We start from the raw sequence: 24,336 nt of genomic DNA on the forward strand, positions 1-24,336 counted from the left end.
GGAACCGCCGCGGGCTTGTCCGAACGAGCATCTTCACCTGTTCGGGTGATTTCACCCGGGCGGGATCTGCTCTAAACCCCCGCCCATGACCGAAGGCAGGATCAACCGCGCCACGGCGCTGGCCATAGGCAGCGTCGTGGTGGCGATCGCGGTGCTGGGGCTGAAGACGGTGGCCTGGTGGCTGACCGGCTCGGTCGCGCTGCTGGCCGATGCGCTGGAAAGCATCGTCAACGTTGCCGCCGCGACCGCCGCCCTGGCGGCGGTGCATTTCTCCTCGCGCCCCGCCGACGCCAATCACCCCTACGGTCATGCCAAGGCCGAGTATTTCTCCGCCGTGCTGGAAGGCGCGCTGATCATCGTCGCGGCGATCCTGATCCTGGACCAGGCCTGGGGCGCGATCCTCGCGCCGCGCGCGCCCGAACAGGCGAAACTTGGCCTCGCCGTCTCGGTGGTGGCGACCGCGGTCAACGCCGCCTGGGCCATGCATCTGATGCGGCGCGGCCGGGCAATCCGCTCCCCCGCGCTGATCGCCGATGCGCATCACCTGTGGTCGGATGTGATCACCTCGGCGGGCGTGATCGTCGGCGTCGGGCTGGTGGCGATGACCGGGGTGCTGTGGCTTGATCCGCTGCTGGCGGCGCTGACAGCGGGCAACATCCTGTTCTCCGGCTTCCGGCTGCTGCGCGAAAGCGTCGGCGGGCTGATGGACGAGGCGGTGCCGCCGGCCACGATGGAACGCATCCGTCGCATCGTCGCGGCCGAGGCCGAGGGCGCGATCGAGGCGCATGACCTGCGGTCGCGCCATGCCGGCCGTTACACATTCCTGGAATTCCACTTGGTGGTGCCGGGGACGATGACGGTGCGCGAATCGCACGACATCTGCGACCGCATCGAGGCCGCGCTGAAGGCGGAGCTGGACAGCGCCCTGATCACCATCCACGTCGAGCCCGAGGCGAAGGCCAAGCAGAGGGGCGTGCCGGTGCTGTGATGGCCCGATTGCGAGCGGCGCCGGCGTCCCGCCCGCCGAAGCGGCCATTGCGGGACCCGCTTCCCTGCCTGGTGGCGGACCCGGTCCGGACCGATGAAGCGCTCCTGGCCGCCCCGCCGCGCAGCCCCTCGGCCCGCGCGCCGCGCCGGGCTGGCCGATTGCTGCTTCTGTCCCTGGCCGCCTCCGGCCTGATCCATGCCGGGATCCTGGCGGCCCTGCTGTTGTGGCCGGATCGCGAACCGGTCGAAGAACCGGGCGAGATCGGCAGCGTCGCCCTGGTGTTCGACGATACGGTTGCGCAGGGTGGCGGGGCGCCGGTCGAGCAGGCCCCACCGCCGGTCCCGCCGGCACCGCCCGCGACACCAGCGCCCCCTGCGCCGCCACCCGCGCCGCAGGCCGCCGTACCGCCGCCTCCACCCATGCCGGCACCGCCGCAAGCCGCCGCACCCGCCTCCGCCCCGCCGGCACCGCCGCCCCCGCCCGTCGCGCCGGATGCGCCGCACGATTTCGCGGCCCTGCCACCCGACCCGGCCGGCGACATGCCCGCCCCGCCGCCGCCGCGCGAGACCATGCCCGAGGCCGCCATCGCCCCGCCCCCGGCGCCCGAGGCGCCGCAGGAGGCGCCCGCCCCCGAGCAGGCAACCCCCGCGCCTACACCCCAGCCAGCGCCAAGCGAGGCGCAGCAGGCCGAGGCCGACCCGCTGCCACCCCCACCACCCCTGCCGCCGGCCCCGCCGCAGCAACAGGCCGCCGCCCAGCCATCGCCGCCCGCGCCGCCGCCCGCCCCGCCGCCGCGCCGCCAGGCGCCCCCGGCCGCGGCGCAGGGGCCGGTGCGCCTCGATGCCGGTTCCGGCGATGCGTCCGATCGGTCCATGGGGTCCTTCGCCCTCGGCGCGGTGATCCCGCCCGGGGCCGATTCCGGGCACCGCAACAATCCGCCCGACTATCCGGCCGATGCCCGCCGGCGGGGCGAGGAGGGCGTGGTGCGCCTCGCCTTGCAGATCGACGCCGATGGCAGGGTCACGATGGCGGAGGTGGCGATCTCCTCCGGCTATCCGGCACTTGACCGCGCCGCAGTGGAGGCCGCGCGGCGCTGGCGCTTCCGCCCGGCGACGCGCGTCGGCATGCCGGTGGCGGCGACGCTGTCGACCGCGGTGCATTTCCGCCTGTCGGATGCGCGTGGGCGATAGGCCCCAGCCCTTGCCGCCGCCCCGCCCCGCGCCATAACGGTGCGGCAACCCGGGGGTGCGGCATGGTGAAGCTCGACGTCATCACGACACGCGGCGGCGATGGGGGGGAGACGTCGCTCGGCGACGGGACCCGCCTGCGCAAGGATGCGCTGCGCGTCGAGGCCTATGGCACGGTGGACGAGGCGAATGCAGCACTCGGCCTGGTGCGGCTGCATACGGGCGCGGATGCCGCCGCGGATGCCATGCTCTCGCGCATCCAGAACGAGTTGTTCGATGTCGGCGCCGACCTTTGCGTGCCAGGGGAGGCCGGTGCGCGGCTGCGCGTGGCGGATACCCAGTCGTTGCGCCTGGAAGCCGAGATCGCGGCGATGAACGCCGCCTTGCCGCCGCTGAAATCCTTTGTCCTGCCGGCGGGTTGCGCGGCGGCGGCGCATGCGCACCTGGCGCGCACCGTGGTGCGCCGGGCCGAACGCCTGGTGGTGGCGCTGGCGGGGCAGGAGGAGGTGAACGCGGCGGTGATCCGCTACCTCAATCGCCTGTCGGACCACCTGTTCGTGCTGTCGCGGCACCTGAACGCGGCGTCGGGCGGGGATGTGCTGTGGGTGCCTGGCGCGACGCGATGAGCGGGTCGTTGGAGGACGGGACCGGAGAGGGCCCTGCCCCCTCCAGACCTTCCTCACCTAGGGCATAGAGCAGGATCCGTTCGCGCTTGCTCACACCTCCTGCTCTATGCCTTCGTTTGATCGTGTGATTCAGACCTCCGGTGCATTCGCACCTGCGGCCATCACGCTCTACGGCCTTTGGAAACCGTCACCTCGTGCTGGGCGGGAAGATTCGTCCCCGAGATGCATGGCGGGCCGGGCATTGGTGCTGCCCACGGGCGTGTCGCTGCAGCGCAGAGCCGCGTTTCGGCGGTGATCCTGACAGGGATGCCCATCGCCCAATTCCCCGCGGTCCAGGGGCCCGCAGGCCCCTGGTGGGGTGGTCTGGAGGGGCAACGCCCCTCCAGAAGTCTTCAGAACGTCCCGCGCAGCCCCGCCACGGCCGTGCGGCCGGGAATGACGAAGCCGTTCGCCGGCTCGTAGCGCGTATTCCCCAGGTTCCGGAACTCCACGAACCCCGCAAGCTGTTCAAGGATCGGCACCGTTGCCGTCAGGTTGAACACCGTGCCCGCGTCGTTCTTGCCGGCGGTGGTGATCGAAGACCCGTCGTCGTTGTAGCGCGCGAAGGCGCCTTCCGGGGATTGCCCGGTATAGAGGATCTCCGGCACCACCACGATGCGCTGGTTGCGCGGGCCGTCCCAGGGCGTGGGCGCGGCGAAGCGCATGGACAGGCTGGCGATGTTGCGCGGCCGGCGCGGCAATGGCGTGTTGTTGGTGGTGTCCATCGCTTCCTGCACCGTCCAGGCGCCGGTCAGGGAGAACCAGTCGGTCGGCCGCAGCGTCAGGGCGAATTCACCGCCGCGGATGCGCGCGCTGTCCACGTTGATCAGCGTCGTGAAGGTCTGGTCGTAGTTGATCAGGTTGGTAATGCGGCTGTCGAAATACATCGCCGACACCGTGGCCCAGGATGCGATGTCGGTCTCGAAGCCGGCTTCCCAGGCGAAGCCGTCCTCGGGGCGCAGGTCGGGGTTGCCCTGGAAGAAGCCGGTGATGGTGCCGAAGCGCTGGAACAGCGAAGGCGCCTTGAAGGAGGTGCCGGCCGCGGCGCGCAGGCGGGAGGAGATCTCCGGCAGCGCCAGCACCGCGCCCAGGCGCCAGCTGGTGAAGCCGTCATAGCCCTCCGGCCCGTCGTAGCGGATGCCCGCTGTCAGATCGAGCCGGTCGAACAGCCGCCCCTGCAGCGAGGCATAGCCGGCGCCCGAGCGCTGCGTCGCATCGACGGTGGTGCGGAAGAAGGCCGAGCCATTGGCGCTGTCCGCGCCTTCCTTTTCCCACTGGCCGCCGAACAGCATGACGACGTCGGTCAGCGCGCCGGCATCGGGGAAGCGCAGCGTGTTGTCCCAGGAGAAGGCTTGGCGGCTGGCGCGATAGAGGTCATCGGCCGTGGCGAAGGGGTTCCCCGGATCCGGCAGGTTGGTGTAGCGCCGCCGGTTCTGGCTGCCCGAAATCGTGACGCCGGTGGTCAGGGCGCCGCCGAACAGGTCGGTCGCGGACCGCACATAGCCGAACCAGGACCGGTCCTGCCCGGTGTAGTTCGGGTCGTCATTGGGCACGTCATCCAGGCCGACGGTGTTCTCGCGACCGCGGACCAGGCCTTCGATACGGGTACGGCCGAAGACCTCGCCGGGGACGGTCTCGCCCACAGTCAGGCCGAGCCGGGCGGTGACGATGGCCGAGCGCAGCCCATCCAGTTCCCCGCCATTCTGGTAGAAGCGCGGCGCGACGGCGTTGGACCCGCGTGTGGACAGGCCCTGGCCGGTGATCTGGTAATCCACCATGCCGACCGTCCCGCCCATGCCGGCGAAGCCGCGCACGGTGTTGTTGGAACCGCCGGCGGCCTCGAAATAGGGCGCGGCGACGCGGTCGGCCGGGGCGGAGCGGGTGATCAGGTTGACCACGCCACCGATCGCCGCCGAGCCGTACAGCGAGGAGACTGGCCCGCGCACCACCTCGATGCGTTCGATGTCGCCGAGCAACTCATTGCCGAAGTTGAAGGCGCCGTTCGGATCGGAGGGGTCGTTGACCGGCACGCCGTTCATCAGAACCAGCACCTGCCGGGCATTGGCGCCGCGGGCGAAGCCGGAGGCCTGCTGGCCAAGGCCGCCGGCCTGCACCAGGCGGAAGCCGGGGACCGTCGCCAGGGCTTCGGCCAGCGTGACGTAGCCGTTCTCCTGGATGGTCTGGCGGTCGATGACGGTGACCGGGGCGGGGATGCGGTCGCGCGGCGTGGGCACGCGCGTGGCCGTCACCACCATGTCGGGGACGGCGGTGGTTGTGGTGGGCGCCTCCTGGGCCCAGGCGGGCGCAAAGGGGGCAAGGGCGATAAAAGCAAGGATCCGGTGTTTCATCCGGGGGTCCCTCCGTAGCACGGTCCGCGTTTCGCCCCGGTGCCGTGGGGCGCCGGGGCGGGCTGGCGTCGTGCTCGCATGACGGAGGGGACGCCCGCCTTGTTGCGGGCGCACCCATGGTCCGTTGCGCCGGTGCTCCCCGCCCGGCACGCGCGAGACAACTCTGCGCCGGCCGGTCTCCTGGCTCGCGACGGGGCAGGGGCAACGCGCCCCCGCCGCCGGCCCCGCCTTCTCGCGCACGGGGCGCAATGGCGTGTGGGGCCGATCTCGTCGCCTACAGTTGCGGGGGCAGCCGCGGATGGGCGGTGAGGATCACCGCGTCGCGCGTTCCCGTTTCAGCCCTTTCGGGCCACCGGCGCATCCTTCGACCCTAGGCGGGTGGTGACGTCGCGTCCAGGGCCACGACGTGGATCGGCCGCGCCCGCCGCTTGAGGATCAAACAAGAACGGATCGAGGCGCTGCCGCGATCCGGGAGCGAACGGCGCGACCGCGCCCAGCCCGTCAGCCGTGTCCGGCACACCAGCGCATGGCGCGAAGGCAAGCAGCCCGGATGGGCTGCGCCCGCCGCCTGAGGGTCAAACAAAAGACGGATCGAGGCCCTTCCTCGATCCGGGAGCGCACGGCGCGACCGCGCCCGGACCGTCAGCCGTGTCCGGCGCACCAGCGCATGGCGCGAAGGCAAGCAGCCCGGATGGCCGGCGCCCGCCGCCTGAGGGTCAAACAACAGACGGATCGAGGCCCTTCCTCGATCCGGGAGCGCACGGCGCGACCGCGCCCAGCCCGTCAGCCGTGTCCAGCGTGCCAGTGCAAGGCGCGAAGGCAAGCCGGCCGGATGGCCGGCGCCCGCCGTTTGAGGGATCTAATAAACGTAGTGCAAGGCTTCCATGCCGAACCATAGCAGCGCGCCGAGCACCGCGGTGGCGAACAGGTTGCCCAGGATGGTCAGGGCCATGCCGATGCCGACCACCTTGCTGTCGTTCTCCACCACGCCGAGCGCCATGACGATCACGCCGAAGGCCGGCGGGCCGTTCGTCCCTGGCCCCGGCAGGATCAGCATCAGCGCGGCATAGGCGGTCAGCCAGCCCACCACCTTGTCCGCGGTGGCGTTGGTGAAGGGCCCCGGGCGCGGCCGCACCCAGCGTTCGATCTTGGCGATGGCGCGCGAGACGCGGGTGGTGGAACCCGGCGTCAGCCGCATCAGGTCGGTGCGCTTGAGCGACTGGCGCGCGATGAAGGCCGGCAGCTTCGGCTTGCGGAAACCCAGGCCCATCTGCACGCCCAGGATCAGCATCGGCGTGCCGAACACCGATGCCATCCCCGGCAGCAGCCCAGGCAGGCACAGCAACAGGATCAGTAGGCCGAAGGCACGGTCGCCGAAGGCCTCGCCCATCTCGCCCAGCGTGATGCGGTCGCCGGAACATTGCGCGGCGACCTCGGCGACCAAGCGGGTGATCGGTGCGGAGGCATGGGTATCAGCCAGGCTTTCGGGGATGATGCAGTCCCCCGCATCATCCTGCAGCCGTGCCGCCGGCCCGTCATGTGATCCGTCCACGCTGTCGTTCCGCTCCGTCGGGCCGCGGCGAAGGGCCGCTCGCGGCGCGAGGGGTAGCATATGGGCAGTTGCGCAAGGAACGGCCAGCCGCATGTCTTTTCGGCAAGGCTGCGTGTGTCGCGCATCCGCTTCGCCCCGGCGGCCTGGGATCGGGCCGGGAGCCGGCTCGAACCGGGAACGGCAGCCCATGAACAACATCCGGCGTTGGTGAGCGGCTTCGGCCCGATGCCCCGCATCGGGCCGGGAGCGCACAGCGCGACCGCGCCCTGACCTCCCGACCTGGCCAGCGCGCCAGCGCAGGGCGCGAAAGCCAAGCCGGCGCCGTCGTCTGAGGCCAAACGAAGCAGCCTTGCGGGGCCGCAGCCGCGGCCCCGCAAAGCGTCAGCGACCCTGGAAAGCCGGCTTGCGCTTTTCCATGAAGGCGCGCCGGCCTTCCTGGTAATCGGCGCTGTCGAAGCAGGCCGCCATGGCGGCGTTGTAGCCGGCCATGTCGCGGTCGGCACGGTCCTGCAGCACCGCCTGCACCGTGCGCTTGTTGGCGTACAGCGACAGCGGCGCATTGACGGCGAGCGTGGCCGTCAGTTTGGCGATCTCGCCGGCCAGCGCGTCGGGGGCGACCACCCTGTTGATCAGCCCGACCCGCTGCGCTTCCTCGGCACCGAAGCGTTCGCCGGTCATCAGGATCATGTGCGCATGGGCGGGGCCGACCAGGTCCACCAGGTGACGCACCATGTCGAAGCCATAGGCGATGCCGAGCTTCGCCGCCGGGATGCCGAACTGGCTGCCCTCGGCGGCGATGCGGATGTCGCAGGACATGGCGATGCCAAGCCCGCCACCCATGCAGAAGCCACGGATCTCGGCGATCACCGGCTTGGGGAAGGTGGCGAGCTTCAGCCGGCCGCCCGCCGTCTGCTTGCTGTATTCGCGCTGCGCATCGGCGTCCGAGCGCATCTTGTCGAACTGGCTGATGTCGGCGCCGGACACGAAGGCCTTGTCGCCCGCCCCGGTCAGCACGATGCAGCGCACCGCGGCGTCCTTCTCGAACACGTCGAGTGCGGCACCCATGCCGGCCCACATCGTCACCGACATGGCATTGCGCTTTTCGGGCTGGTTGAAGGTGATGCGCCCGACGCCGTCCGTGATCTCGGCGAGGATCTTGCCGTCAGCGAATTCCATCGGCCTCAACCCTCGCCGATCACGCCAAGGCCGCGCAGCCGCGCCACGTCGTCATCGCTGTAGCCGTGTTCCTTGAGGATCTCGGCGGAATGCTCGCCCAGGCGCGGCGGCACGATGCGCACCGCGCTCTCCACGCCCTCGATGTTGATGGCCGAGGAGACGAGATGCGTCGCCCCGCGCGTCGGATGCTGCATCGGCATCGCCATGCGCAGATGCTGCACCTGCGGGTCGGCGAAGACCTGGTCCACCTTGTTGATCGGCCCGCAGGGGATGCCGATGCGTTCCAGCAGGTCGATCCAGTGTTCGGACGGCTGCTGCTTGAACACCTCGGCGATCGCGGCATTGAGCCGCTTGCGGTCGGCGCTGCGGCCCTTGGCCGTCTTCCATTCCTCGACTTCGAGCCATTCCTTGTGGCCCACCGCCTCGGCGAACTGCGCCCACATCTTCGGGCTGGAGGCCGCGATGTTCACCGGCTTGTCGGCGGTGTCGAAGGCACCCATCGGGATGTTCACCGGATGGTCGTTGCCGGCCTGGCCGGGCACTTCCCCATCCATCAGGTAGCGCGCCGCCTGCAGGTCGAGCATGAAGACCATCGCTTCCAGCAGCGAGGTGTGGACATACCGCCCCTTGCCGGTCTTCTGCCGTTCCCACAGCGCCATCATCACCGCGAGCGCCAGCAGGTTCCCCGCCGTCAGGTCCACGAAGGGGATGCCGGCACGCATCGGCCCGCGCCCCGGTTCGCCGGTGATGGTCATCATCCCGCCCATGCCCTGGGCGATCTGGTCCACGCCGGCGCGCTCGGAATACGGCCCGGTCTGGCCGAAACCCGAGATCGACGCATAGATCAGGCGCGGGTTCACCGCCTGCACCTGGTCGGGCGCGATGCCGAGGCGGTGCTTGACCCGCACGCGCATGTTCTCGACCAGCACATCGGCCGTCTTGGCGAGTTCGAAGAAGGCCGTCTTGCCCTCCTCAGTCTTCAGGTCGAGCGCGATGGACCGCTTGTTGCGGTGCAGGTTCTGGAAGTCGTAGCCCTCCCGCGAACCACCCAGGCCGTCATTGAACGACGGCGGTTCGACGCGGATCACCTCGGCCCCCCAATCGGCCAGGTGGCGCACGCAGGTGGGCCCGGCGCGGGCCAGCGTCAGGTCCAGCACGCGAATGCCGGCGAGCGGCAGCGTGGCCTCCTGCGCGAGCTTCGGGTCGATCGGGCTTTCCGGCATGGTTTCGTCCTCCGTCCCGTCGAGACTAGGGCGGGGCGCCGGAGGTGCCTAGGGCACGGCGTGTCGATCTAGCGGATGGTCGCGAAGATCGTGTCCTCGACCTCGATCTGCGCGCGCTCCAGCGCCCGGAAATCGCTGCGCAGCACCAGCGCGCGCACGCGTCCGCCCTCGATCACCGGGACGTGGCGGAAGCCGCCATCATGCATCAGGTGCAACGCATCGATGGCGCGGTCGCGCGGCCCGAGGGCCTCGACCTTCGCCGTCATCACCGTGCCGAGCGTCGTTGTCGCGGCGTCGCGGCCATCGGCCAGCATCCGGCAGATCGCGTCGCGGCCGGTGAAGATGCCCAGCAGGTGCGATTGCTCATCGGTCACCAGCACGGCGGAGGCACCGGCCTCGCGCATCCGTGCGCAGGCCTGCTGCACGGTGGCGTCGCGGGGAAGGCAGATGGTGTCGCGATGCGGCGCGACCTCGATCAGGGGACGATCCTTCATGGGCTGGGGCTCCAGCGTGGCGGTTCGGCGCGGCACGCGGCGCGGGCGGCGGCCCTCGCCGCCATGCCGTTCATCATCATAGCGCCTGCGGAGCGCGACGGTGTCAGATTTCACGCAGCCGGCGGCAAGCGGGGTCGCGCGATGCGCGTATTGCATGGCAGTCTCGTATCCGTTTCGCACCGGGAGGATCCGATGACCCGCATCCATGGCGCGACGCGCCGACACCTCCTGACCGGCGCTGCCGCGCTGATCGCCGCGCCGGCGCTCGGCCAGGCGCGGCCGGTCGTGGTGGCGAGCAAGATCGACACCGAGGGCGGCCTGCTGGGCCAGCTGATCGTGCTGCTGCTGGAAGGCAGCGGGATGCGTGTGGAAAGTCGCGTCCCGCTCGGCCCCACGCGCATCGTGCGCAGCGCGATCCTGGCCGGCGAGATCGACCTCTATCCCGAATACACTGGAAATGGTGCCTTCTTCTTCCAGATGGAATCCGACCCGGCCTGGAAGGATGCCCGCGCGGGATATGAGAAGGTCCGCGACCTGGACGCGCAGCGCAACGACATCGCCTGGCTGGCGCCCGCCCCGGCGAACAACACCTGGGCGATCGCGGTGCGCGCCGACCTTGCCCGCGCGCATGGCCTGCGCACGCTCGAGGACCTGGCGCGGCATGTCGGCGCCGGCGGGCCGTTCAAGCTCGCGGCCTCGGCAGAATTCGTCGAAAGCCCGGCCGCCTTGCCGGCCTTCCAACGTGCCTATGGCTTCACGCTGGCGCCGGACCGCCTGCTGGTGCTGCCGGGCGGCGATACGGCGGTGACGATGCGCGCAGCGGCGCAGCAGTTGAACGGGGTCAACGCGGCCATGGTCTACGGCACCGATGGCGGCATCGCCGCGCTCGACCTGGTGGTGCTGGACGACACCAAGGGCGTCCAGCCGGTCTACAACCCTGCGCCGGTGCTGCGCGGCGTGGTGCTGCGCGCCAATTCGCGCATTCCCGAGATCCTCGCCCCCGCCTTCCGGACGCTGGAACTGACGGTGCTGCAGCGGCTGAACGCCCGCATCGCGGTGGAGGGTACGCCGGCGCGGGAGGTGGCGCGCGCCCATCTTGCCGCGGCAGGGCTGCTCCGCTGACGGGCGGGCGGCGCGCCGGCCCGCTGGAGACGGCGCTGCTGTTGCTCGCCGTGCTGGCCCCGCTGCTGCTCGGCTTCGCGGTGCTGGCGCCGAACCGGATCGTGCCGCCGCGTCCCATCGCGGTGGGCGATGTGCAGGTCTGGGGGTTCCTGATGCCCGCCGGGCTGGCGGCGCTGGCCGCGGCGCTGCTGCCCGGTCGGGTGGCCGCACTGGCCTGCGGTGTCGCCCTGTGCGGGCTCCTCGGCGGGTTGGACGATGTCGCGGGGCGGCTGACGGGATCGTCGCCCGCCGCGCGGCTGGGACCGGGCGGAGGGGCCTGGGTCGCCTTCGGCGCATTGCTGCTGGCCGCGCGCCTCGCGCTTGGCCGCGCGCAGGTCGGCGCGGCGGGTCGGGCGGCCACCGCCATGGCCTTCGTCGCAACCATCGGATTGATGGCGGCGCTTGGCCTGCTCGGCGATCTCGGCCTGGTGCGGGAGGCTGCGGCGCGCGGGGTGGAACTGCGCACGGCCTTGGCCGGGCATCTCGAATTGGTGGCTGCAGCCCTGGTGCCGGCGCTCGCGGTGGGCGTCGCCCTCGGCGCCTTCGCCTTCGTGTCGCCGCGCGCAGGTCCGGCCGTCATCGGCGTGCTGGCGGCGTTGCAGGTGATCCCGGCGATGGCGCTGTTCGCCCTGTTGATCGAGCCTTTGGCCGCGCTGGGGCGCGCGGTGCCGTTGCTGCGGGAGGCCGGGCTGCGCGGCATCGGTGCCGCGCCGGCGGTGATCGGCGTGTTCCTGTACCTGCTGCTGCCGATCGCGGCCGCGACGCGCTCGGCGCTTGGCGCGGCGCCGGCGGCGGCGGTGGATGCGGCGCGGGGGCTTGGCTTCGCGCCCGGCCAGGTGCTGCTGCGGGTGCGCCTGCCGCTCGGTGCGCCGGTCTTCCTCGGCGGCCTGCGCACCGCGGCGGTGCAGGCGGTGGGGCTGGTGACGCTCGGCGCGCTGGTCGGTGCCGGCGGCTTCGGCGTGTTGATGTTCCAGGGGCTTGGGCAGTTCGCGCCGGACCTGATCCTGTTGGGCGCGTTGCCGGTCGCCGTCCTCGCTCTGGTGCTGGATGCGGGGCTGCGCGCGCTGGAGGAAGCGATGGACCGCCGTCGCGCCGGTGCGGCGTGATCCGCTTCGAAGGCGTGCGGAAATCCTTCGGCGCCACGAGGGCGCTGGATGGGCTCGACCTCGTGGTGCCCGAGGGTGCCTTCGCCGTGCTGCTCGGTGGGTCTGGTGCGGGGAAATCCACCGCGCTACGCATGGTCAACCGGCTGGTCGACCCCGATGCCGGGCGCGTGATGCTGCGCGACCGCGACGTCGCATCCGAACCCGCCCCGGCGCTGCGGCGGCGCATCGGCTACGTCATCCAGGGCGTCGGCCTGTTCCCGCATTGGTCCGTGGCGCGCAACATCGGCGCGGTGCCTCGGCTGCTGGGGTGGGACGAACGGCGCATCGCCGCGCGGGTGGATGACCTGCTGGCCCTGCTGCGGCTGGACCCCGCGGCCTATCGCGACCGCCGGCCGGCGGAACTGTCGGGCGGCCAGGCGCAGCGCATCGGCGTGGCGCGCGCGCTCGCCGCCGATCCCGACATCGTGCTGATGGACGAACCCTTCGGTGCGCTCGATGCCATCACGCGCCAGGCGTTGCAGCAGGAAATGGCGCGACTGCACGCCGCCACCGGCAAGACCATCCTGCTGGTCACGCATGACGTGGAGGAAGCATTGGCACTCGCCACGCGCCTCGCGGTCATGGCCGATGGGCGGCTGCTGCAGGATGGCGCGCCGCGGGACCTGCTGGATGCACCCGCCGATCCGCGCGTGCGCGGCCTGCTCGATGGCGGGGCGCTCGGCATGCGGCGGCTGGCGCTGGTCGCCGCCGCCGCCCTGGCCGGTCCGTCGGGCGAGGCGCCGGCCAGCCTGCCGCGCATCCCCGCCGCCGCGACGGCGCGGCAGGCGCTGGAGGCGATGCTCGCCGCGCGGTCCGATGCCGTGCTGCTGGTGGATGGCGCCGGGATGCCGTCGGGCCTCGTCGCGCTGCGGGACCTGCTGCGCGCATGAGGGTGGCACCGCTGCTGCCGGCCGTTCTGCTCGCCGCGGGGCTGCTGCTGCTGCCGCTGTCCGGCCCGGCCTTCGGGGTGGTGTTCCCGGACGTGGCGGACCCGCTCTACCGGCGTGAATCCTTCGTCGCCCTCACGTTCCGCCATGGCTGGCTGGTGCTGGCCTCGCTGATCCCGGCGACGGCGATCGGCCTTGGCCTTGGCATCGCCGCGACGCGCCCCGGCGCGCGGGAGGTGCGCGTCATCGCCGATGCCCTGGTCGGTTTCGCGCAGGCGGTACCGCCCGTCGCCGTGATCGCGATCGCGGTGCCGGTGGTCGGCTTCGGCGCGGCGCCGGCACTGCTCGCCCTGGTCTGCTACGCCACGCTGCCGGTGCTGCGGGCGACGACCGGGGCGCTCGCCACCGTGCCGCCCGACGTGCTGGATGCCGCGCGCGGGTCTGGGATGACGCCGCGCCAGGTGTTGCTGCGCGTGGAATTGCCGCTGGCGGCGCCGCCCATCCTCTCCGGCATCCGCGTTGCCGCGGTGCTGGCGGTGGCGACTGCGGCGGTCGGCGCCGTGGCGGGGGCCAGCTGCCTCGGCACGCCGATCATCGCCGGGCTGGTGAACGGCAACCCCGCCTGGGTGATACAGGGCGCGCTGCTGACGGGTCTGATGGCCTTCGCGGTGGATGGGCTGCTGGGCGCGTTGGCGCCGCGGATTGTCTGACGGCGCGATTCAGACCTGCGGCGCCTGCGCGCCTTCGGTCATCGCGCTTGCTTGATCGCGCGATTCAGACCTGCGGCGCATACGCGCCTTCGGTCATCGCGCTTGCTTGATCGCGCGATTCAGACCTGCGGCGCATACGCGCCTTCGGTCATCGCGCTCAGCGCAGCATCTCCATGAACCCCGTCTCGTCGTCGAAGCGCGCCTGTTCCTTTGCGCGGAAGTCATAGCGCGAGACGATGCCCGCCACGCGCCCGCCATCGACGATCGGCACATGGCGAAAGCCGCCATCGTTCAGCAGCAGCAGCGCCTCCATCGCGCTCGCCTTGGGGCCGAGCGTCTTCGGATCCTTCGTCATCACCGCATCGACGCGCGTCGTCTTCGCGTTGGCCCCTTCGGCAAGCAGCCGAACCGCATCGCGGCCGGTGAAGATGCCGAGCAGGTGGTGATCCTCGTCCACCACCAGCACCGCGCCGACGCGGCGCGCATGCATGGCGCCGCAGGCCTGGGAAACAGTCGCCGCCGGGGGCAGGGTCAGGGGCTGTTGGTCACGGACGATCTCGCCCAGGGTGCGCTGGGGCATGCCGGTGTCCTCCGTCTTGTCCCTGTCACATAGCGCCGGAAGCAGAAGCGGTCATTGACCCAGCGCAATCAGCCCGGCCCGGTTTCCATCGGCAGCGCCGGGTCGCGCCCCCATTCGTCCAGGCTGCCATCATACACGGCAATGTCCGTCCAGCCCGCCCGCATCAGGTTGAACGCCAGGTTCGATGCCGCAATGCCGCCGCCGCAATAGGCAATGACGCGATCCCCGCGCGCGATGCCAGCCTGGTCCGCCAGGGTGGCGATGGCCTCCGGCGCCAGGGTGGCGTCGCTCAGCAGCGGGGCCGGCAGGTTGGTGCTGCCGGCGATCCGACCGGGCCGGTGATAGGGCAGCCCGCCCGTTCCCGCATGCTGTTCGGCCGACAGGGCATTGACCACCGCGACGCCGGGTGCGCCCAGCGCGGCGCGCACCGTGTCGCGGTCGGCAATGGCCGCGGCACGCGGCTTTGGCGTGAAGGGACGTGCGGCCGGCAGCGGTGCTGCCGCCGGGCCGCTCTCGACCGGCAGCCCCGCCGCCTTCCAGGCCGCCAGCCCACCTTCCAGCACCCGCACGTCATCGAAGCCGAGCCAATGCAGCGTCCAGAAGGTCCGCGTCGCCCAGTTCCCGCCGACGCGGTCATACAGCACGACCTGGCTGTCCTGCCCCACGCCATGCGCTGCGAAGGCGGCGGCCGCGACCTCCGGCGCCGGCAGCGCGAAGCGGAAGGGCCGGCTGCGGTCCCACAACCAGTCCAGCGCATCCAGATGCACCGACCCCGGAATGCGCGACTTCTCGAAGGATGCCCGCGCACTGTCCTGCAACATGGTGGACAGGTCGGGCGCCGGGCGCTGGAACACGCTGCCATCCAGCACGACCAGGCCGGGCGTGCCGAGTTCCTCGGCAAGCGCGGCAGGGGTGATGGTGAGGCTCATTCGGGCTGGAAATTCGCGATGCGGAGCAGTTCCGCGTTGCGCGCGACATCGGCGACGATGAAGCGTTCGAGCTCCGGCACCGTCTCCGCCACCGGTTCGAAGCCGAGGCCGGTCAGGCGTTCCACCACCGCCGGTTCGCGCATCGCCTCGACGATCACGGCATTCATGCGGTCGACGATCTCTCGCGGGACGGCACGCGCCGCCCAGACGCCATACCAGGAATAGAATTCGAAGCCGGGCAGCCCGGATTCCGCCATGGTCGGCAGGTCGGGCGCGAGCGGCGTGCGGGCCGCCGTGGCGATGCCCAGGCCACGCAACTGCCCGCCGCGGATCATCGGCAAGGTCGCCAGCACCGGGTCGAACATCAACTGTGCATTGCCGGCCGCCACATCGGTCAGCGCCGGGGCGGAACCACGATAGCCGACGATCTCGATATTCGCCCCGGTCATGCGGTTGAACTCGATCGATCCGAGATGCCCCGCCGAACCCAGCGAGGAGGTCGCGAAGGACCATTTGTTCGGTTCGGCCTTCGCGGCTTCCACCACTGCAGGGATCGTCGCCTGCGGCAGGCGCGGGTTCATCACCAGCACCAGCGGCCCGCGGGCGGTGCGCGCCACCGGGATGAAGTCCGTGACGGGGTCATAGGGCGCGGCCTTCATGACATAGCGCGCCATCGGGTGGATCGAGGCCGATCCCATGATGGTGTAGCCATCCGCCGGCGCCTGCAGCACCGCCTGGCTGCCGATCGCGCCATTCGCACCGGGGCGGTTTTCCACCACCACCGTCACGCCGAGCTTCTCCTGCAGCTTCTGCGCCGAAAGGCGCGCCATCGCATCGGTCGCCGCGCCCGGCGTGTAGGGCACGATCATGCGGATGGTGCGGTTCGGCCAGGCGCCCTGAGCGAGCGTCGGACGGGCCAGCACCGCGCCGGCGGCGCCGGCCAGCAGGATTCTGCGTTGCATCGTCAATTCTCCACGGCTGATTGCCGCCAGCATGCCCACCAACCGGGCGTGCGGCCAACCGCCAGCCATGCAAGAATCAGCCATGGAGAAGGTCGACCTCGCCCTCTGTCTCGCCGTGGATGCGTCTTCTTCAGTGGACTATGACGAGTTCGGTCTCATGCTCGGCGGCACCGCAGCGGCCTTGCGGGACGAATCGGTGCAGGCCGCGATTTCGGCCGGTCGGCACGGCGCGGTGGCGATCTGCCTGCTGATGTGGTCGGGGCAGGGGGCACAGGCCGTGGCTCTGCCGTGGACACGGCTGGACAGCCCGGCCGCGACCGCCGCCTTTGCTGATGCTGTGGAGAACGCCCCCCGCCTGGTGCCGGCCGGTGCGACCGCCCTGGGGGAGGGGATGGCCGCCGGCCTCGCCCTGCTCGGCACCCTGCCGGCCGAGGCCAGCCGGCTGGTGATGGACGTCTCCGGCGACGGACGGCACAACCAGGGACGCTCGCCCGGCCCGGTGCGCGACATCGGCGTGGCCGCCGGGGTGACGATCAACGCGCTTGCGGTGCTGAACGAGGAACCCGACCTGCTCGACCATTATCGCGCGGAGGTCATCGGAGGCCCCGGGTCCTTCGCCATGCACACGCCGGACTACGCGGCCTTCGCCGAGGCGATCCGGCAGAAGCTGCTGCGCGAGATCGTCGGGCAGCCGCTGGTGGCGTGATCGCGAGGGCCGGCAGGCCGCCCCGATGCGCCGGGTCAGGCGAGGGTCAGCACCAACGGCCCGCGCCTGGTGGCGACAAGCGTATGCTCGTACTGCACGGTGGGCTGATGACCCGGCGGACGCAGGGACCAGCCGTCATCCCGCTGCTCCACCTGGTCGGCGCCGAGCGACAGGAAGGGCTCGATGGTGAAGACGAGGCCTTCGGGGATTCGGCGCCTGTCACGCGGTTCGTACCAGGTCGGGATTTCGCCCGGGTCGTCGTGCAGGGTACGGCCGACGCCGTGGCTCGCGAGGTTGCGCACCAGGCTGTAGCCCTTCCTTCGGGCGAAATCCTCGATCGAGCGGCCGACCGCATTCAATTGGCTGCCGGGCTTCACCGCCCGGATCCCGGCCCACATCGCCCGGCGACCATCTCGGCAGAGGCGTTCGATATCGGGGCGTACCGGCGGGACGGCGAAGCTCGCCCCGGTGTCACCGAAATAGCCGTCGAGCTCGGCCGAGACATCGATGTTGATCAGGTCGCCTGCCTTCACCACGGTGTCGTCCGGGATGCCGTGGGCGCAGTCGGAGGCCACCGAGATGCAGGTGGCGCCAGGAAATCCGTAGCTGCGCTCGGGCGCGGATCGCGCGCCTTCGCGCTCGAGCAGCGCGCGCCCGAGAGTGTCGAGCTCCCTGGTCATCATGCCCGGTTCCAGCGCCCTGCCCATCGCGGCCAGGGTGCGCGCCACCAGCCCGCCGACCTTCCGCAGCTTGTCGAGTTGGGCTTCGTTCTCGATGGTCAGTGGGTTTCTCCGGTTGCTGTCGGCGCTCTATGTCCGGTCGGGCGCAGCGGCGCAACGCCCCGGGGTCATGCTGCCCGGCGGTCACGCGACGAGGCGCACGGATCTTTTCGCCCGGCACCAATCCCGGCGGTCCAGGCCACACCGTGGCCTGGTGCAGTGAGATTTGGAGAGGGGCGGCGCCCCCTCCCCAACGCGACGGCGCTCAGGAGGCGACCCGGTCGATGCGCATGGCCTCGACCGCGCGCCCGATCCGCGCGGCGAGCGCATCGCTCACCGGCGTCATCGGCAGCCTGACCTCTGGGCTGTCGATCAGGCCCTCCCGCCACAGCCAATGCTTGATCGGCGCTGGGCTCGGCTCGGCGAACAGCAGGGGCGGCAGGTCGCAGATCGCGTGCCACGCCACCAGCGCGCCCGCCGCGTCGCCCGCGCGCACCAGGTCGCGCACCGCGACGAAGCCCCGTGTCCTGACATGGGCGGAGGCGGTGATGCCGCCTTCGGCACCCTGGGTGAGCATGGGGTGGAACATCGCGTCCTCCCCGGTCAGCACCGCGAAGCCTGCCGGCTTGCGGCGCAGCAGGTCCAAGGATTGCGCCATGTCGGCCGAACAGTCCTTCACCCCCACGATATTGGGCAGCGCGGCGAGTTCCAGCATCGCCGCATTGCCGAGGTTCACGCCGGTCCGGTAGGGGATGTTGTAGATCAGGATCGGCCGCGCCGTGGTCCCGGCCAGGGCGGTGAAGTGTCGGATCATCCCGTCCTGCGAGGGGCGCGTGTAGTACGGGCAGGCGATCAGGGTGCCGTCGACCGGCCAATCCGCGATCGCACGCAGCGCCTTCGTCATCTTTCGTGTGTCGCTGCCGGACAGGCCGAGGAACACCGGCAGGCGCCGGCCCGCCGCGGCCAGGGTCTCCGCCACCACGGCGACCAGGCGCTCGGTCTCGTCATCGTCGAGGGTCAGGCCCTCGCCGGTGGTGGCCGCCAGGATCAGGCCGTCGAGCGGTTCCGCCGCGTAGTGCCGCGCCAGCCGGCGCAGCGACGTCTCATCAAGCGCGCCGTCGCGGAATGGCGTGACGAGCGGCAGCCAGAGTCCGCCGACATCGGGGTGAATAGGTTGCATCGTGGTTCGTCTCCTCGGATGCCGGAGACGGGACCTGTGGTGAACCCCGTCCAAACCGGCGGGGTTCAACATGATCCTGGGGCGCTGTGGCTACCGCGCGCGCCGATCCGTCGTGCCCCTGGCAGGGCACTTTTTCGAGGCGGCGGGCTTGGAACGACGCAGGGTCACCGCGGGAGCATCGGCCGGCGCGATCGTCCCCGTCAAGGCGGCCGGAACGGAGAAAAGCACCTCCATCCGCCCGGACCCTTGCCAATTCCTCCCCATGGTGGCTTATCTGGCCATGCATCAAGAGTTGGGCCGGCGCCCAACGCCAACCTGCCTTCCCGGGCAAGGTGGCGGCCTCCGCAAGGGGGGATGCGGCCGCTCCGGCAACCAAACGGGACGCGAAGCCGCATTGCGTCCGGTCCCGACAAACGGAGGACCGCAATGCTGGACGTGACACCCGCCCCCGATCTCGACCTGCTGCTCGCCCCCGGCGACCAGGCGGAATTCGTCGCCCTGTGCGCCTGGACCACGCGGCTGGGCCGCACCGAGGCGTCCTGGCTGTATGTCGTGCTGCATCAGGGACATGGCCCCTGGACCCATGCCTACCGGGTGGTGCCGGACCGCCGGCCGGGGCACCTGGCCGTGTTCCTCGAACGTGCCGAACCGGGCGACCGGCGCGCCGCGCTGCGGGCCTGGCTGCAGGATCGCGTCGCCGAGGCCGATGGCCGCCGCGGGCCGCGCCCCGGCAGCTGAGCCGCCATGCGGGCGGACGGGTTGCGCCGGCACCGCAAGGCGCGGCAGAACCCATGCTTCCTTTCCGCAGGAACGGCGACGCCATGCTCCTCCTCATTCCCGGCCCTGTGCAGACCCGCCCCGAGGTCAAGGCGGCGATGGCCCAAGACATCGCCCCCTGGGACCGCGACTTCCAGGCCGTCTATGCCCGCATCCGGGACCGTATCGTGGGTGTGGCCGGTGGCACGCCGGGCGTGCACGCCACGCTGCCGCTGCAGGGTGCGGGCCATTTCGTCTCCGAAGCCGCGCTTCGCACCTTCGTCGCCCCCGGGGCCAAGGTGCTGATCCCGATGAACGGTGCCTATGCCCAGCGCATGGCGCGCCTCGCACGGGAAGCCGGGCGCGTCGTGGTGGAACTGAAACTGCCCGACACGCGTGGTGCGACGGCGGCCGACATCATGCCGGCGCTGGAGGCCGACCCAGCCATCGGCACCGTCGCGATGGTGTTCAACGAGACCGGCAGCGGCATCGTGAACGACGCGAATGGCATTGGCCGCGCGCTGCATGCGGCCGGCAAGCGGTTGGTCCTCGATGCTGTCTCCGCCTTCGGCGTGCTGCCCTTCCCGCTGGCCGAGCACCCGGAATGCGACGTGCTCGTGTTCACCTCGGGCAAGTGCCTGGAAGGCATGCCGGGCATCGGCTTCGCGGTCGCGCGCATCGACCGTGCCGAGGCCTGCGCCGGCCAGGCCGGGTCCTGGTCGCTCGACCTGTCGGATGTGCTGGCGCATGCCAAGCGGTCGGGCTGGGGGTCGATCCGCTTCACCCCGCCGGTGCAGGCGATCGCGGCCTTCGACGTGGCGCTGGACCTGTATGAGGCCGAAGGCGGCCAGCCGGCGCGCCGCGCCCGCTACCAGGCCAATGCGGATATCCTCTACGACGGCATCGTCGGCCTGGGCCTCACGCCCTACCTTGCGCGCGAACATCAGGGCCCGGTGATCGTGACCGTCCACCAACCGGCCGATCCGCGCTTCGACCTGATGACCTTCGTCGATGCGCTGAAGCGCCGTGGCGTGCTGATCAGCAACTTCTACAACACCGCCGCGCCCACCATGCGCATCGGCGCGATCGGCGCCATCACGCCCGACGACATGCGCCGCGCTGTCGCGGCGATCGGGACCGCGCTGGATGACGTGCTCGCAAAGGCGGCGTGAGAACGGGATCGGGGGCATGGCGCACCGGCGATCAAGGTCGCGCCCTGCGAAGCGCCCCGCTGAATCTCCGGCCGGGTAGGGCCCTCAGGCCCTTGGCGGATAGGGGTGCAGGGGAGGGCAGAACCCTCCCCTGATACATCCCGTGCCTATTCCGGCCGGATGCCCGCCGTTTGCACCACGCGCCGCCAGCGCCCGATCTCGGCGCGCTGAAACCGGCTGTAGTCGGCGGCGCTGCCCGCGACGACCGTGAAGCCGATCTGTTCCAGCCGCTGCACGCTTTCGGGATGCTTCAGCGCGGCGGTGGCTTCGGCGTTGAGGCGCGCGAGGATCGCTGCCGGCACATTCGCCGGCGCCATCGCCGCCTGCCAGGACGTCACCTCGAAATCCGCGATGCCGCTTTCGATCACGGTCGGCACCTCCGGCAGCACCGGATGGCGCTGGCGGGAGGTGACGGCGATCGCCTTCAACCGCCCGCCCTGGATATGCGCCGCCACGGTGCCGAGGTTCTGGAAGGACAGTTGCACATTGCCGGCGATCAGGTCGGTCGCCGCCGCCGCGCCGCCGCCATAGGGCACATGGGTCGGGTCGGTGCCTGTCTCCTGCTTGAACAGTTCCATCGTCAGATGGTCCGAGGAACCGACGCCCGAGGTGGAGTAGGAGGTGCGGCCGGGATTCGCCTTCAGCCAGGCGACCAGCTCCTGAAACGTGTTCACGGGCACGCGCTGGGCATTCACCACCAGCACATTGGGCGTGGTGACGGCCAGCGTGATGGGCGCGAATTCGCGTACCGGATCGTAGCCGAGCGTGGGACGCAGCGCCGTGTTGATGGCGAAGACGCCGATCGACCCGACCAGCAGCGTGTGGCCATCCGGCGTGGCGCGGGCAACGGCACGCGCGGCGACTTCCCCATTCGCGCCGGGTCGGTTTTCCGCCACCGCCGGCTGACCCAGGGTCATCGACATGCGCTGGGCGATGACCCGCGCGACGATATCGGACGGACCGCCCGCGACGAAGGGCACAAGGATGGAGACGGGCCGCGTCGGCCAGGCATCCTGGGCGCGGGCGGTGCCGGCCAGGACGGCGGCGGACCCGGCGGCGAGCAGCGCGCGGCGATGGATCATCTTGGTTCCTCCGGCATGATTGGACCGGAGCGTAATGTGATCCTGCGCCGGCGCGAAGCCCGCCGCCGCCCGTATCGCGGTGGGCCGGCCCCCCGCCCGGCACCCTCAGAAGCGGTAGCGCACGCCGATGCCGAAGATCCACGGATCGATGTTCGCCGTCGCGTTGATGCGCCCGACCGTGGTTTCCACCGCGACATCTGGGCGCAGGTACAGCCACTTCACGTCGAGGTTCAGCAGCCAGTTCGGCGCAATCTCGACATCAAGCCCGACATTGAGCGCGAGGCCGAAGGCGTTGCGCACATCCACGCCAGTGACCGGCGCCGAATACCCACCGCCCTCGCCATAGAAGATCGTGTAGTTCACGCCCGCACCGACATAGGGGCTGAATCGTTCCGTCGGCAGCGGGTGGTACTGGACGGTCAGGGTCGGCGGCAGCGCCCAGACATGGCCGAGATCGACGGTGCCGATCGCACTGCCGGACACTTCCGCATCATGGCGGGTGGTCGCCGCGATCAGGTTGACCGAGACGTTCGGCGTGAAGAAATAGGTGAAGTCGAGCTGCCCGGTGACGGAGTTCGACACGTCCGGCGTGCCGCCGATGATGTCGACGCTGCCGCCGTTCATGGGCACCACGCCGATGACGCTGGCGCCGATCATGAAGTCTCCGGCCTGCTTGCCGCGGACGGGTGTGGAACTCTCCTGCGCGATCGCCGGCAGGGCGAGAAGCCCCATGGCGGCCGCTCCGGCGAGCAGAATGGACTTGCGGATCATGGTCGGGACTCCCCTGTGTTGGTCCGACGTGGCCCGCGTAGGAGCGATCCCCTGCGTGATCTTTGATGCAACGCAATCGACGCCGCGCTGTCGCGCTGCCGTCGAATTCGCACGGACGGACTTGCAAGCCTGCAACACTGCCCGTAAGCGCGCTGGGACGAAATCCAACGGGGGGATGAGGGCATGGCAACGGACCTCGACATCGCGCGCGCCGCGACGCTGAAGCCGATCCACGAGATCGCCGCGAAGGCCGGCATCCCCGCGGATGCGCTCGAGCCCTATGGCAAGTACAAGGCGAAGGTCGGGCTCGACTTCATTGCCGCGCAGCAGGGCCGCCCCGATGGCGCGCTGGTGCTGGTCACCGGCATCAGCCCGACCCCGGCCGGCGAGGGCAAGACGACGACCACGGTCGGGCTCGGCGACGCGCTGAACGCCATCGGCACGAAAACGATGATCGCGCTGCGCGAACCCTCGCTCGGCCCTTGCTTCGGCGTAAAGGGCGGGGCGACCGGCGGCGGCCATGCGCAGGTGCTGCCGATGGAGGACATCAACCTCCATTTCACCGGCGACTTCCACGCCATCACCAGCGCCAACAACCTGCTCGCCGCGATGGTGGACAACAATCTCTACTGGGGTAACGGGGCGGGGCTTGATGCGCGGCGCATCTCCTGGCGCCGGTCGCTCGACATGAACGACCGCGCCCTGCGCTCGGTGGTCTCCTCCCTGGGTGGCGTGGCGAACGGCTTCCCGCGCGAGGATGGCTTCGACATCACCGTCGCCTCGGAAGTCATGGCCGTGTTCTGCCTGGCGAGGGACCTGGCGGACCTGCAGGCGCGGCTCGGGCGCATGGTCGTCGGGCAGCGGCGCGACGGCACGTCCGTCACCGCGAAAGACATCAAGGCCGATGGCGCGATGGCGGTGCTGCTGCGCGATGCCTTCGCGCCGAACCTCGTGCAGACCATCGCGGGAACGCCGGCGCTGGTGCATGGCGGCCCCTTCGCCAACATCGCCCATGGCTGCAATTCGGTGATGGCGACGCGGCTCGCCTTGAAGCTCGCCGATGTGGTGGTGACGGAAGCCGGCTTCGGCGCTGATCTGGGGGCCGAGAAGTTCCTCGACATCAAATGCCGCCAGGCCGGGCTGAAGCCGGCCGCCTGCGTGGTGGTCGCCACGGTGCGCGCGCTGAAGATGCATGGCGGCGTCGCCAAGGCCGACCTCGGGCGCGAGGATGTCGCCGCGGTGAAGCGTGGCGTGGTCAATCTCGCCCGCCATGTCGAGAATGTCGGCAAGTTCGGCATCCCGGTCGTGGTCGGCCTCAACAAGTTCACCTCCGACACCGAGGCGGAGATCGCCGCCGTGCAGGACGCGATGCGGGCGTTGGGCACGCGCGCCATCCTCTGTACCCATTGGGGCGACGGGGCGCAGGGCGCAGTCGAGCTTGCCGAGGCGGTCAACGCGCTGATCGCCGGGCGCACGGCCGATTTCGCGCCGCTCTACACCGACCATGTCTCGCTCGCCGGCAAGATCGAGACGGTGGCGCGCGAAGTCTATCGCGCCGCCGCCATCTCCATCCCCGCACCCGTCGCCGCGAAGCTGAAGCGCTTCGAGGAAGACGGCTTCCGCGACCTGCCGGTCTGCATAGCCAAGACGCAGTATTCCTTCAGCGCGGACCCAACGAAGCTCGGCGCGCCGGAAGGCCATGTGCTGCCGGTGCGCGAGGTGCGGCTGTCGGCCGGCGCGGGATTCGTGGTGGCGATCTGCGGCGACGTCATGACCATGCCGGGCCTGCCGCGCGTCCCCGCGGCCGAGGCCATTCGCCTGGACGCCGCGGGCCGGATCGAAGGCCTGTTCTGACGGCGGGTGGGGTCAGGGAAGCGCTGCCGGCGGCTTCAGCCCGAAGCTGC

The 24,336-nt window shown here is 70.8% G+C and carries 23 protein-coding genes and 2 riboswitches; of the genes, 11 read left to right on the forward strand and 12 right to left on the reverse strand.

Going from position 1 to position 24,336, the window contains the following annotated elements; translation table 11 throughout:
- Positions 1-85: 85 nt before the first annotated feature.
- The 3 genes from AAFN86_RS15510 to AAFN86_RS15520 all read left to right on the forward strand — a co-directional run bounded on the left by AAFN86_RS15510 (position 86) and on the right by AAFN86_RS15520 (position 2,801).
- Complete coding sequence (locus tag AAFN86_RS15510) at positions 86-988, forward strand: cation diffusion facilitator family transporter (protein ID WP_347544265.1); 903 nt, start codon at positions 86-88, stop codon at positions 986-988.
- Positions 989-1,146: 158 nt separating this feature from the next.
- On the forward strand, positions 1,147-2,178 hold the full coding sequence (locus AAFN86_RS15515; protein ID WP_347544266.1) for an energy transducer TonB: 1,032 nt from the start codon (positions 1,147-1,149) through the stop codon (positions 2,176-2,178).
- A 62-nt stretch (positions 2,179-2,240) separates the two neighbouring features.
- Positions 2,241-2,801: a cob(I)yrinic acid a,c-diamide adenosyltransferase gene (locus AAFN86_RS15520; protein WP_347544267.1), complete on the forward strand. Its 561-nt coding sequence runs from the start codon at positions 2,241-2,243 to the stop codon at positions 2,799-2,801.
- Between the two features lie 392 nt (positions 2,802-3,193).
- Here AAFN86_RS15520 and AAFN86_RS15525 read toward each other — a convergent pair whose 3' ends face one another.
- The 5 genes from AAFN86_RS15525 to AAFN86_RS15545 form a co-directional block, all read right to left on the reverse strand.
- On the reverse strand, positions 3,194-5,188 hold the full coding sequence (locus tag AAFN86_RS15525; RefSeq protein ID WP_347544268.1) for a TonB-dependent receptor domain-containing protein: 1,995 nt from the start codon (positions 5,186-5,188) through the stop codon (positions 3,194-3,196).
- Positions 5,189-5,340: 152 nt separating this feature from the next.
- Positions 5,341-5,560, reverse strand: a riboswitch (cobalamin riboswitch).
- A 487-nt stretch (positions 5,561-6,047) separates the two neighbouring features.
- Positions 6,048-6,740: an exopolysaccharide biosynthesis protein gene (locus AAFN86_RS15530; protein WP_347544269.1), complete on the reverse strand. Its 693-nt coding sequence runs from the start codon at positions 6,738-6,740 to the stop codon at positions 6,048-6,050.
- A 381-nt stretch (positions 6,741-7,121) separates the two neighbouring features.
- The gene (locus AAFN86_RS15535) at positions 7,122-7,916 is read right to left on the reverse strand and encodes an enoyl-CoA hydratase (protein WP_347544270.1); all 795 of its coding nucleotides are present in this window, start codon (positions 7,914-7,916) and stop codon (positions 7,122-7,124) included.
- 5 nt (positions 7,917-7,921) lie between these two features.
- A complete protein-coding gene (locus AAFN86_RS15540) occupies positions 7,922-9,139 on the reverse strand; it encodes a CoA transferase (protein WP_347544271.1) in 1,218 nt (405 codons plus the stop codon).
- 68 nt (positions 9,140-9,207) lie between these two features.
- Positions 9,208-9,633 carry a CBS domain-containing protein gene (locus tag AAFN86_RS15545; RefSeq protein WP_347544272.1) on the reverse strand — a complete coding sequence of 142 codons (426 nt, stop codon included), beginning with the start codon at positions 9,631-9,633 and terminating at the stop codon, positions 9,208-9,210.
- A gap of 192 nt (positions 9,634-9,825) precedes the next feature.
- Here AAFN86_RS15545 and AAFN86_RS15550 point away from each other — a divergent pair, with 192 nt between their 5' ends.
- From AAFN86_RS15550 to AAFN86_RS15565, 4 genes are read left to right on the forward strand one after another with little or no spacing between them, the layout of a single operon-like run.
- Entirely contained in the window at positions 9,826-10,755 is a 930-nt protein-coding gene (locus tag AAFN86_RS15550; RefSeq protein ID WP_347544273.1) for an ABC transporter substrate-binding protein, read from the forward strand.
- A gap of 50 nt (positions 10,756-10,805) precedes the next feature.
- Positions 10,806-11,900, forward strand: a complete 1,095-nt coding sequence (locus AAFN86_RS15555; protein WP_347544477.1) for an ABC transporter permease — start codon at positions 10,806-10,808, stop codon at positions 11,898-11,900.
- The gene (locus AAFN86_RS15560; RefSeq protein ID WP_347544274.1) at positions 11,897-12,829 is read left to right on the forward strand and encodes an ABC transporter ATP-binding protein; all 933 of its coding nucleotides are present in this window, start codon (positions 11,897-11,899) and stop codon (positions 12,827-12,829) included. The genes AAFN86_RS15555 and AAFN86_RS15560 overlap by 4 nt, the downstream gene beginning before the upstream one ends.
- Positions 12,826-13,536 carry an ABC transporter permease gene (locus AAFN86_RS15565; protein WP_347544275.1) on the forward strand — a complete coding sequence of 237 codons (711 nt, stop codon included), beginning with the start codon at positions 12,826-12,828 and terminating at the stop codon, positions 13,534-13,536. The genes AAFN86_RS15560 and AAFN86_RS15565 overlap by 4 nt, the downstream gene beginning before the upstream one ends.
- Positions 13,537-13,693: 157 nt before the next feature.
- Here the strand turns inward: AAFN86_RS15565 and AAFN86_RS15570 are convergent, their stop codons facing one another.
- The 3 genes from AAFN86_RS15570 to AAFN86_RS15580 form a co-directional block, all read right to left on the reverse strand.
- Positions 13,694-14,116 carry a CBS domain-containing protein gene (locus tag AAFN86_RS15570; RefSeq protein WP_347544276.1) on the reverse strand — a complete coding sequence of 141 codons (423 nt, stop codon included), beginning with the start codon at positions 14,114-14,116 and terminating at the stop codon, positions 13,694-13,696.
- A gap of 68 nt (positions 14,117-14,184) precedes the next feature.
- Complete coding sequence (locus AAFN86_RS15575; protein ID WP_347544277.1) at positions 14,185-15,045, reverse strand: rhodanese-like domain-containing protein; 861 nt, start codon at positions 15,043-15,045, stop codon at positions 14,185-14,187.
- Entirely contained in the window at positions 15,042-16,007 is a 966-nt protein-coding gene (locus tag AAFN86_RS15580) for a tripartite tricarboxylate transporter substrate binding protein (RefSeq protein WP_347544278.1), read from the reverse strand. The genes AAFN86_RS15575 and AAFN86_RS15580 overlap by 4 nt, the downstream gene beginning before the upstream one ends.
- 82 nt (positions 16,008-16,089) lie before the next feature.
- On the opposite strand from AAFN86_RS15580, the gene AAFN86_RS15585 reads away from it, so the two are divergent.
- Positions 16,090-16,713, forward strand: a complete 624-nt coding sequence (locus tag AAFN86_RS15585; RefSeq protein WP_347544279.1) for a DUF1194 domain-containing protein — start codon at positions 16,090-16,092, stop codon at positions 16,711-16,713.
- Between the two features lie 35 nt (positions 16,714-16,748).
- Here AAFN86_RS15585 and map read toward each other — a convergent pair whose 3' ends face one another.
- Complete coding sequence (gene map / locus AAFN86_RS15590) at positions 16,749-17,495, reverse strand: type I methionyl aminopeptidase (RefSeq protein WP_347544478.1); 747 nt, start codon at positions 17,493-17,495, stop codon at positions 16,749-16,751.
- A 202-nt stretch (positions 17,496-17,697) separates the two neighbouring features.
- Positions 17,698-18,612: a 4-hydroxy-tetrahydrodipicolinate synthase gene (gene dapA / locus AAFN86_RS15595; protein ID WP_347544280.1), complete on the reverse strand. Its 915-nt coding sequence runs from the start codon at positions 18,610-18,612 to the stop codon at positions 17,698-17,700.
- 277 nt (positions 18,613-18,889) lie between these two features.
- Positions 18,890-18,998: riboswitch (SAM-I-IV-variant riboswitch) on the forward strand.
- Positions 18,999-19,038: 40 nt separating this feature from the next.
- On the opposite strand from dapA, the gene AAFN86_RS15600 reads away from it, so the two are divergent.
- Both AAFN86_RS15600 and AAFN86_RS15605 read left to right on the forward strand, forming a co-directional pair.
- Entirely contained in the window at positions 19,039-19,350 is a 312-nt protein-coding gene (locus AAFN86_RS15600) for a hypothetical protein (protein WP_347544281.1), read from the forward strand.
- 83 nt (positions 19,351-19,433) lie between these two features.
- Complete coding sequence (locus AAFN86_RS15605) at positions 19,434-20,540, forward strand: 2-aminoethylphosphonate--pyruvate transaminase (RefSeq protein ID WP_347544282.1); 1,107 nt, start codon at positions 19,434-19,436, stop codon at positions 20,538-20,540.
- Positions 20,541-20,686: 146 nt separating this feature from the next.
- Here the strand turns inward: AAFN86_RS15605 and AAFN86_RS15610 are convergent, their stop codons facing one another.
- Together AAFN86_RS15610 and AAFN86_RS15615 are read right to left on the reverse strand one after the other, a co-directional pair.
- Positions 20,687-21,661 carry a tripartite tricarboxylate transporter substrate binding protein gene (locus tag AAFN86_RS15610; RefSeq protein WP_347544283.1) on the reverse strand — a complete coding sequence of 325 codons (975 nt, stop codon included), beginning with the start codon at positions 21,659-21,661 and terminating at the stop codon, positions 20,687-20,689.
- Positions 21,662-21,766: 105 nt separating this feature from the next.
- Positions 21,767-22,432: an OmpW family outer membrane protein gene (locus AAFN86_RS15615; RefSeq protein WP_347544284.1), complete on the reverse strand. Its 666-nt coding sequence runs from the start codon at positions 22,430-22,432 to the stop codon at positions 21,767-21,769.
- Between the two features lie 183 nt (positions 22,433-22,615).
- Between AAFN86_RS15615 and AAFN86_RS15620 the strand changes: the two genes are divergently transcribed.
- Positions 22,616-24,286, forward strand: coding sequence for a formate--tetrahydrofolate ligase (locus tag AAFN86_RS15620; protein WP_347544285.1), 1,671 nt, complete (start codon positions 22,616-22,618; stop codon positions 24,284-24,286).
- Positions 24,287-24,336 lie beyond the last annotated feature (50 nt).

The sequence above is a fragment of the Roseomonas sp. CAU 1739 genome, assembly GCF_039839775.1.
Lineage (GTDB): Bacteria > Pseudomonadota > Alphaproteobacteria > Acetobacterales > Acetobacteraceae > Neoroseomonas.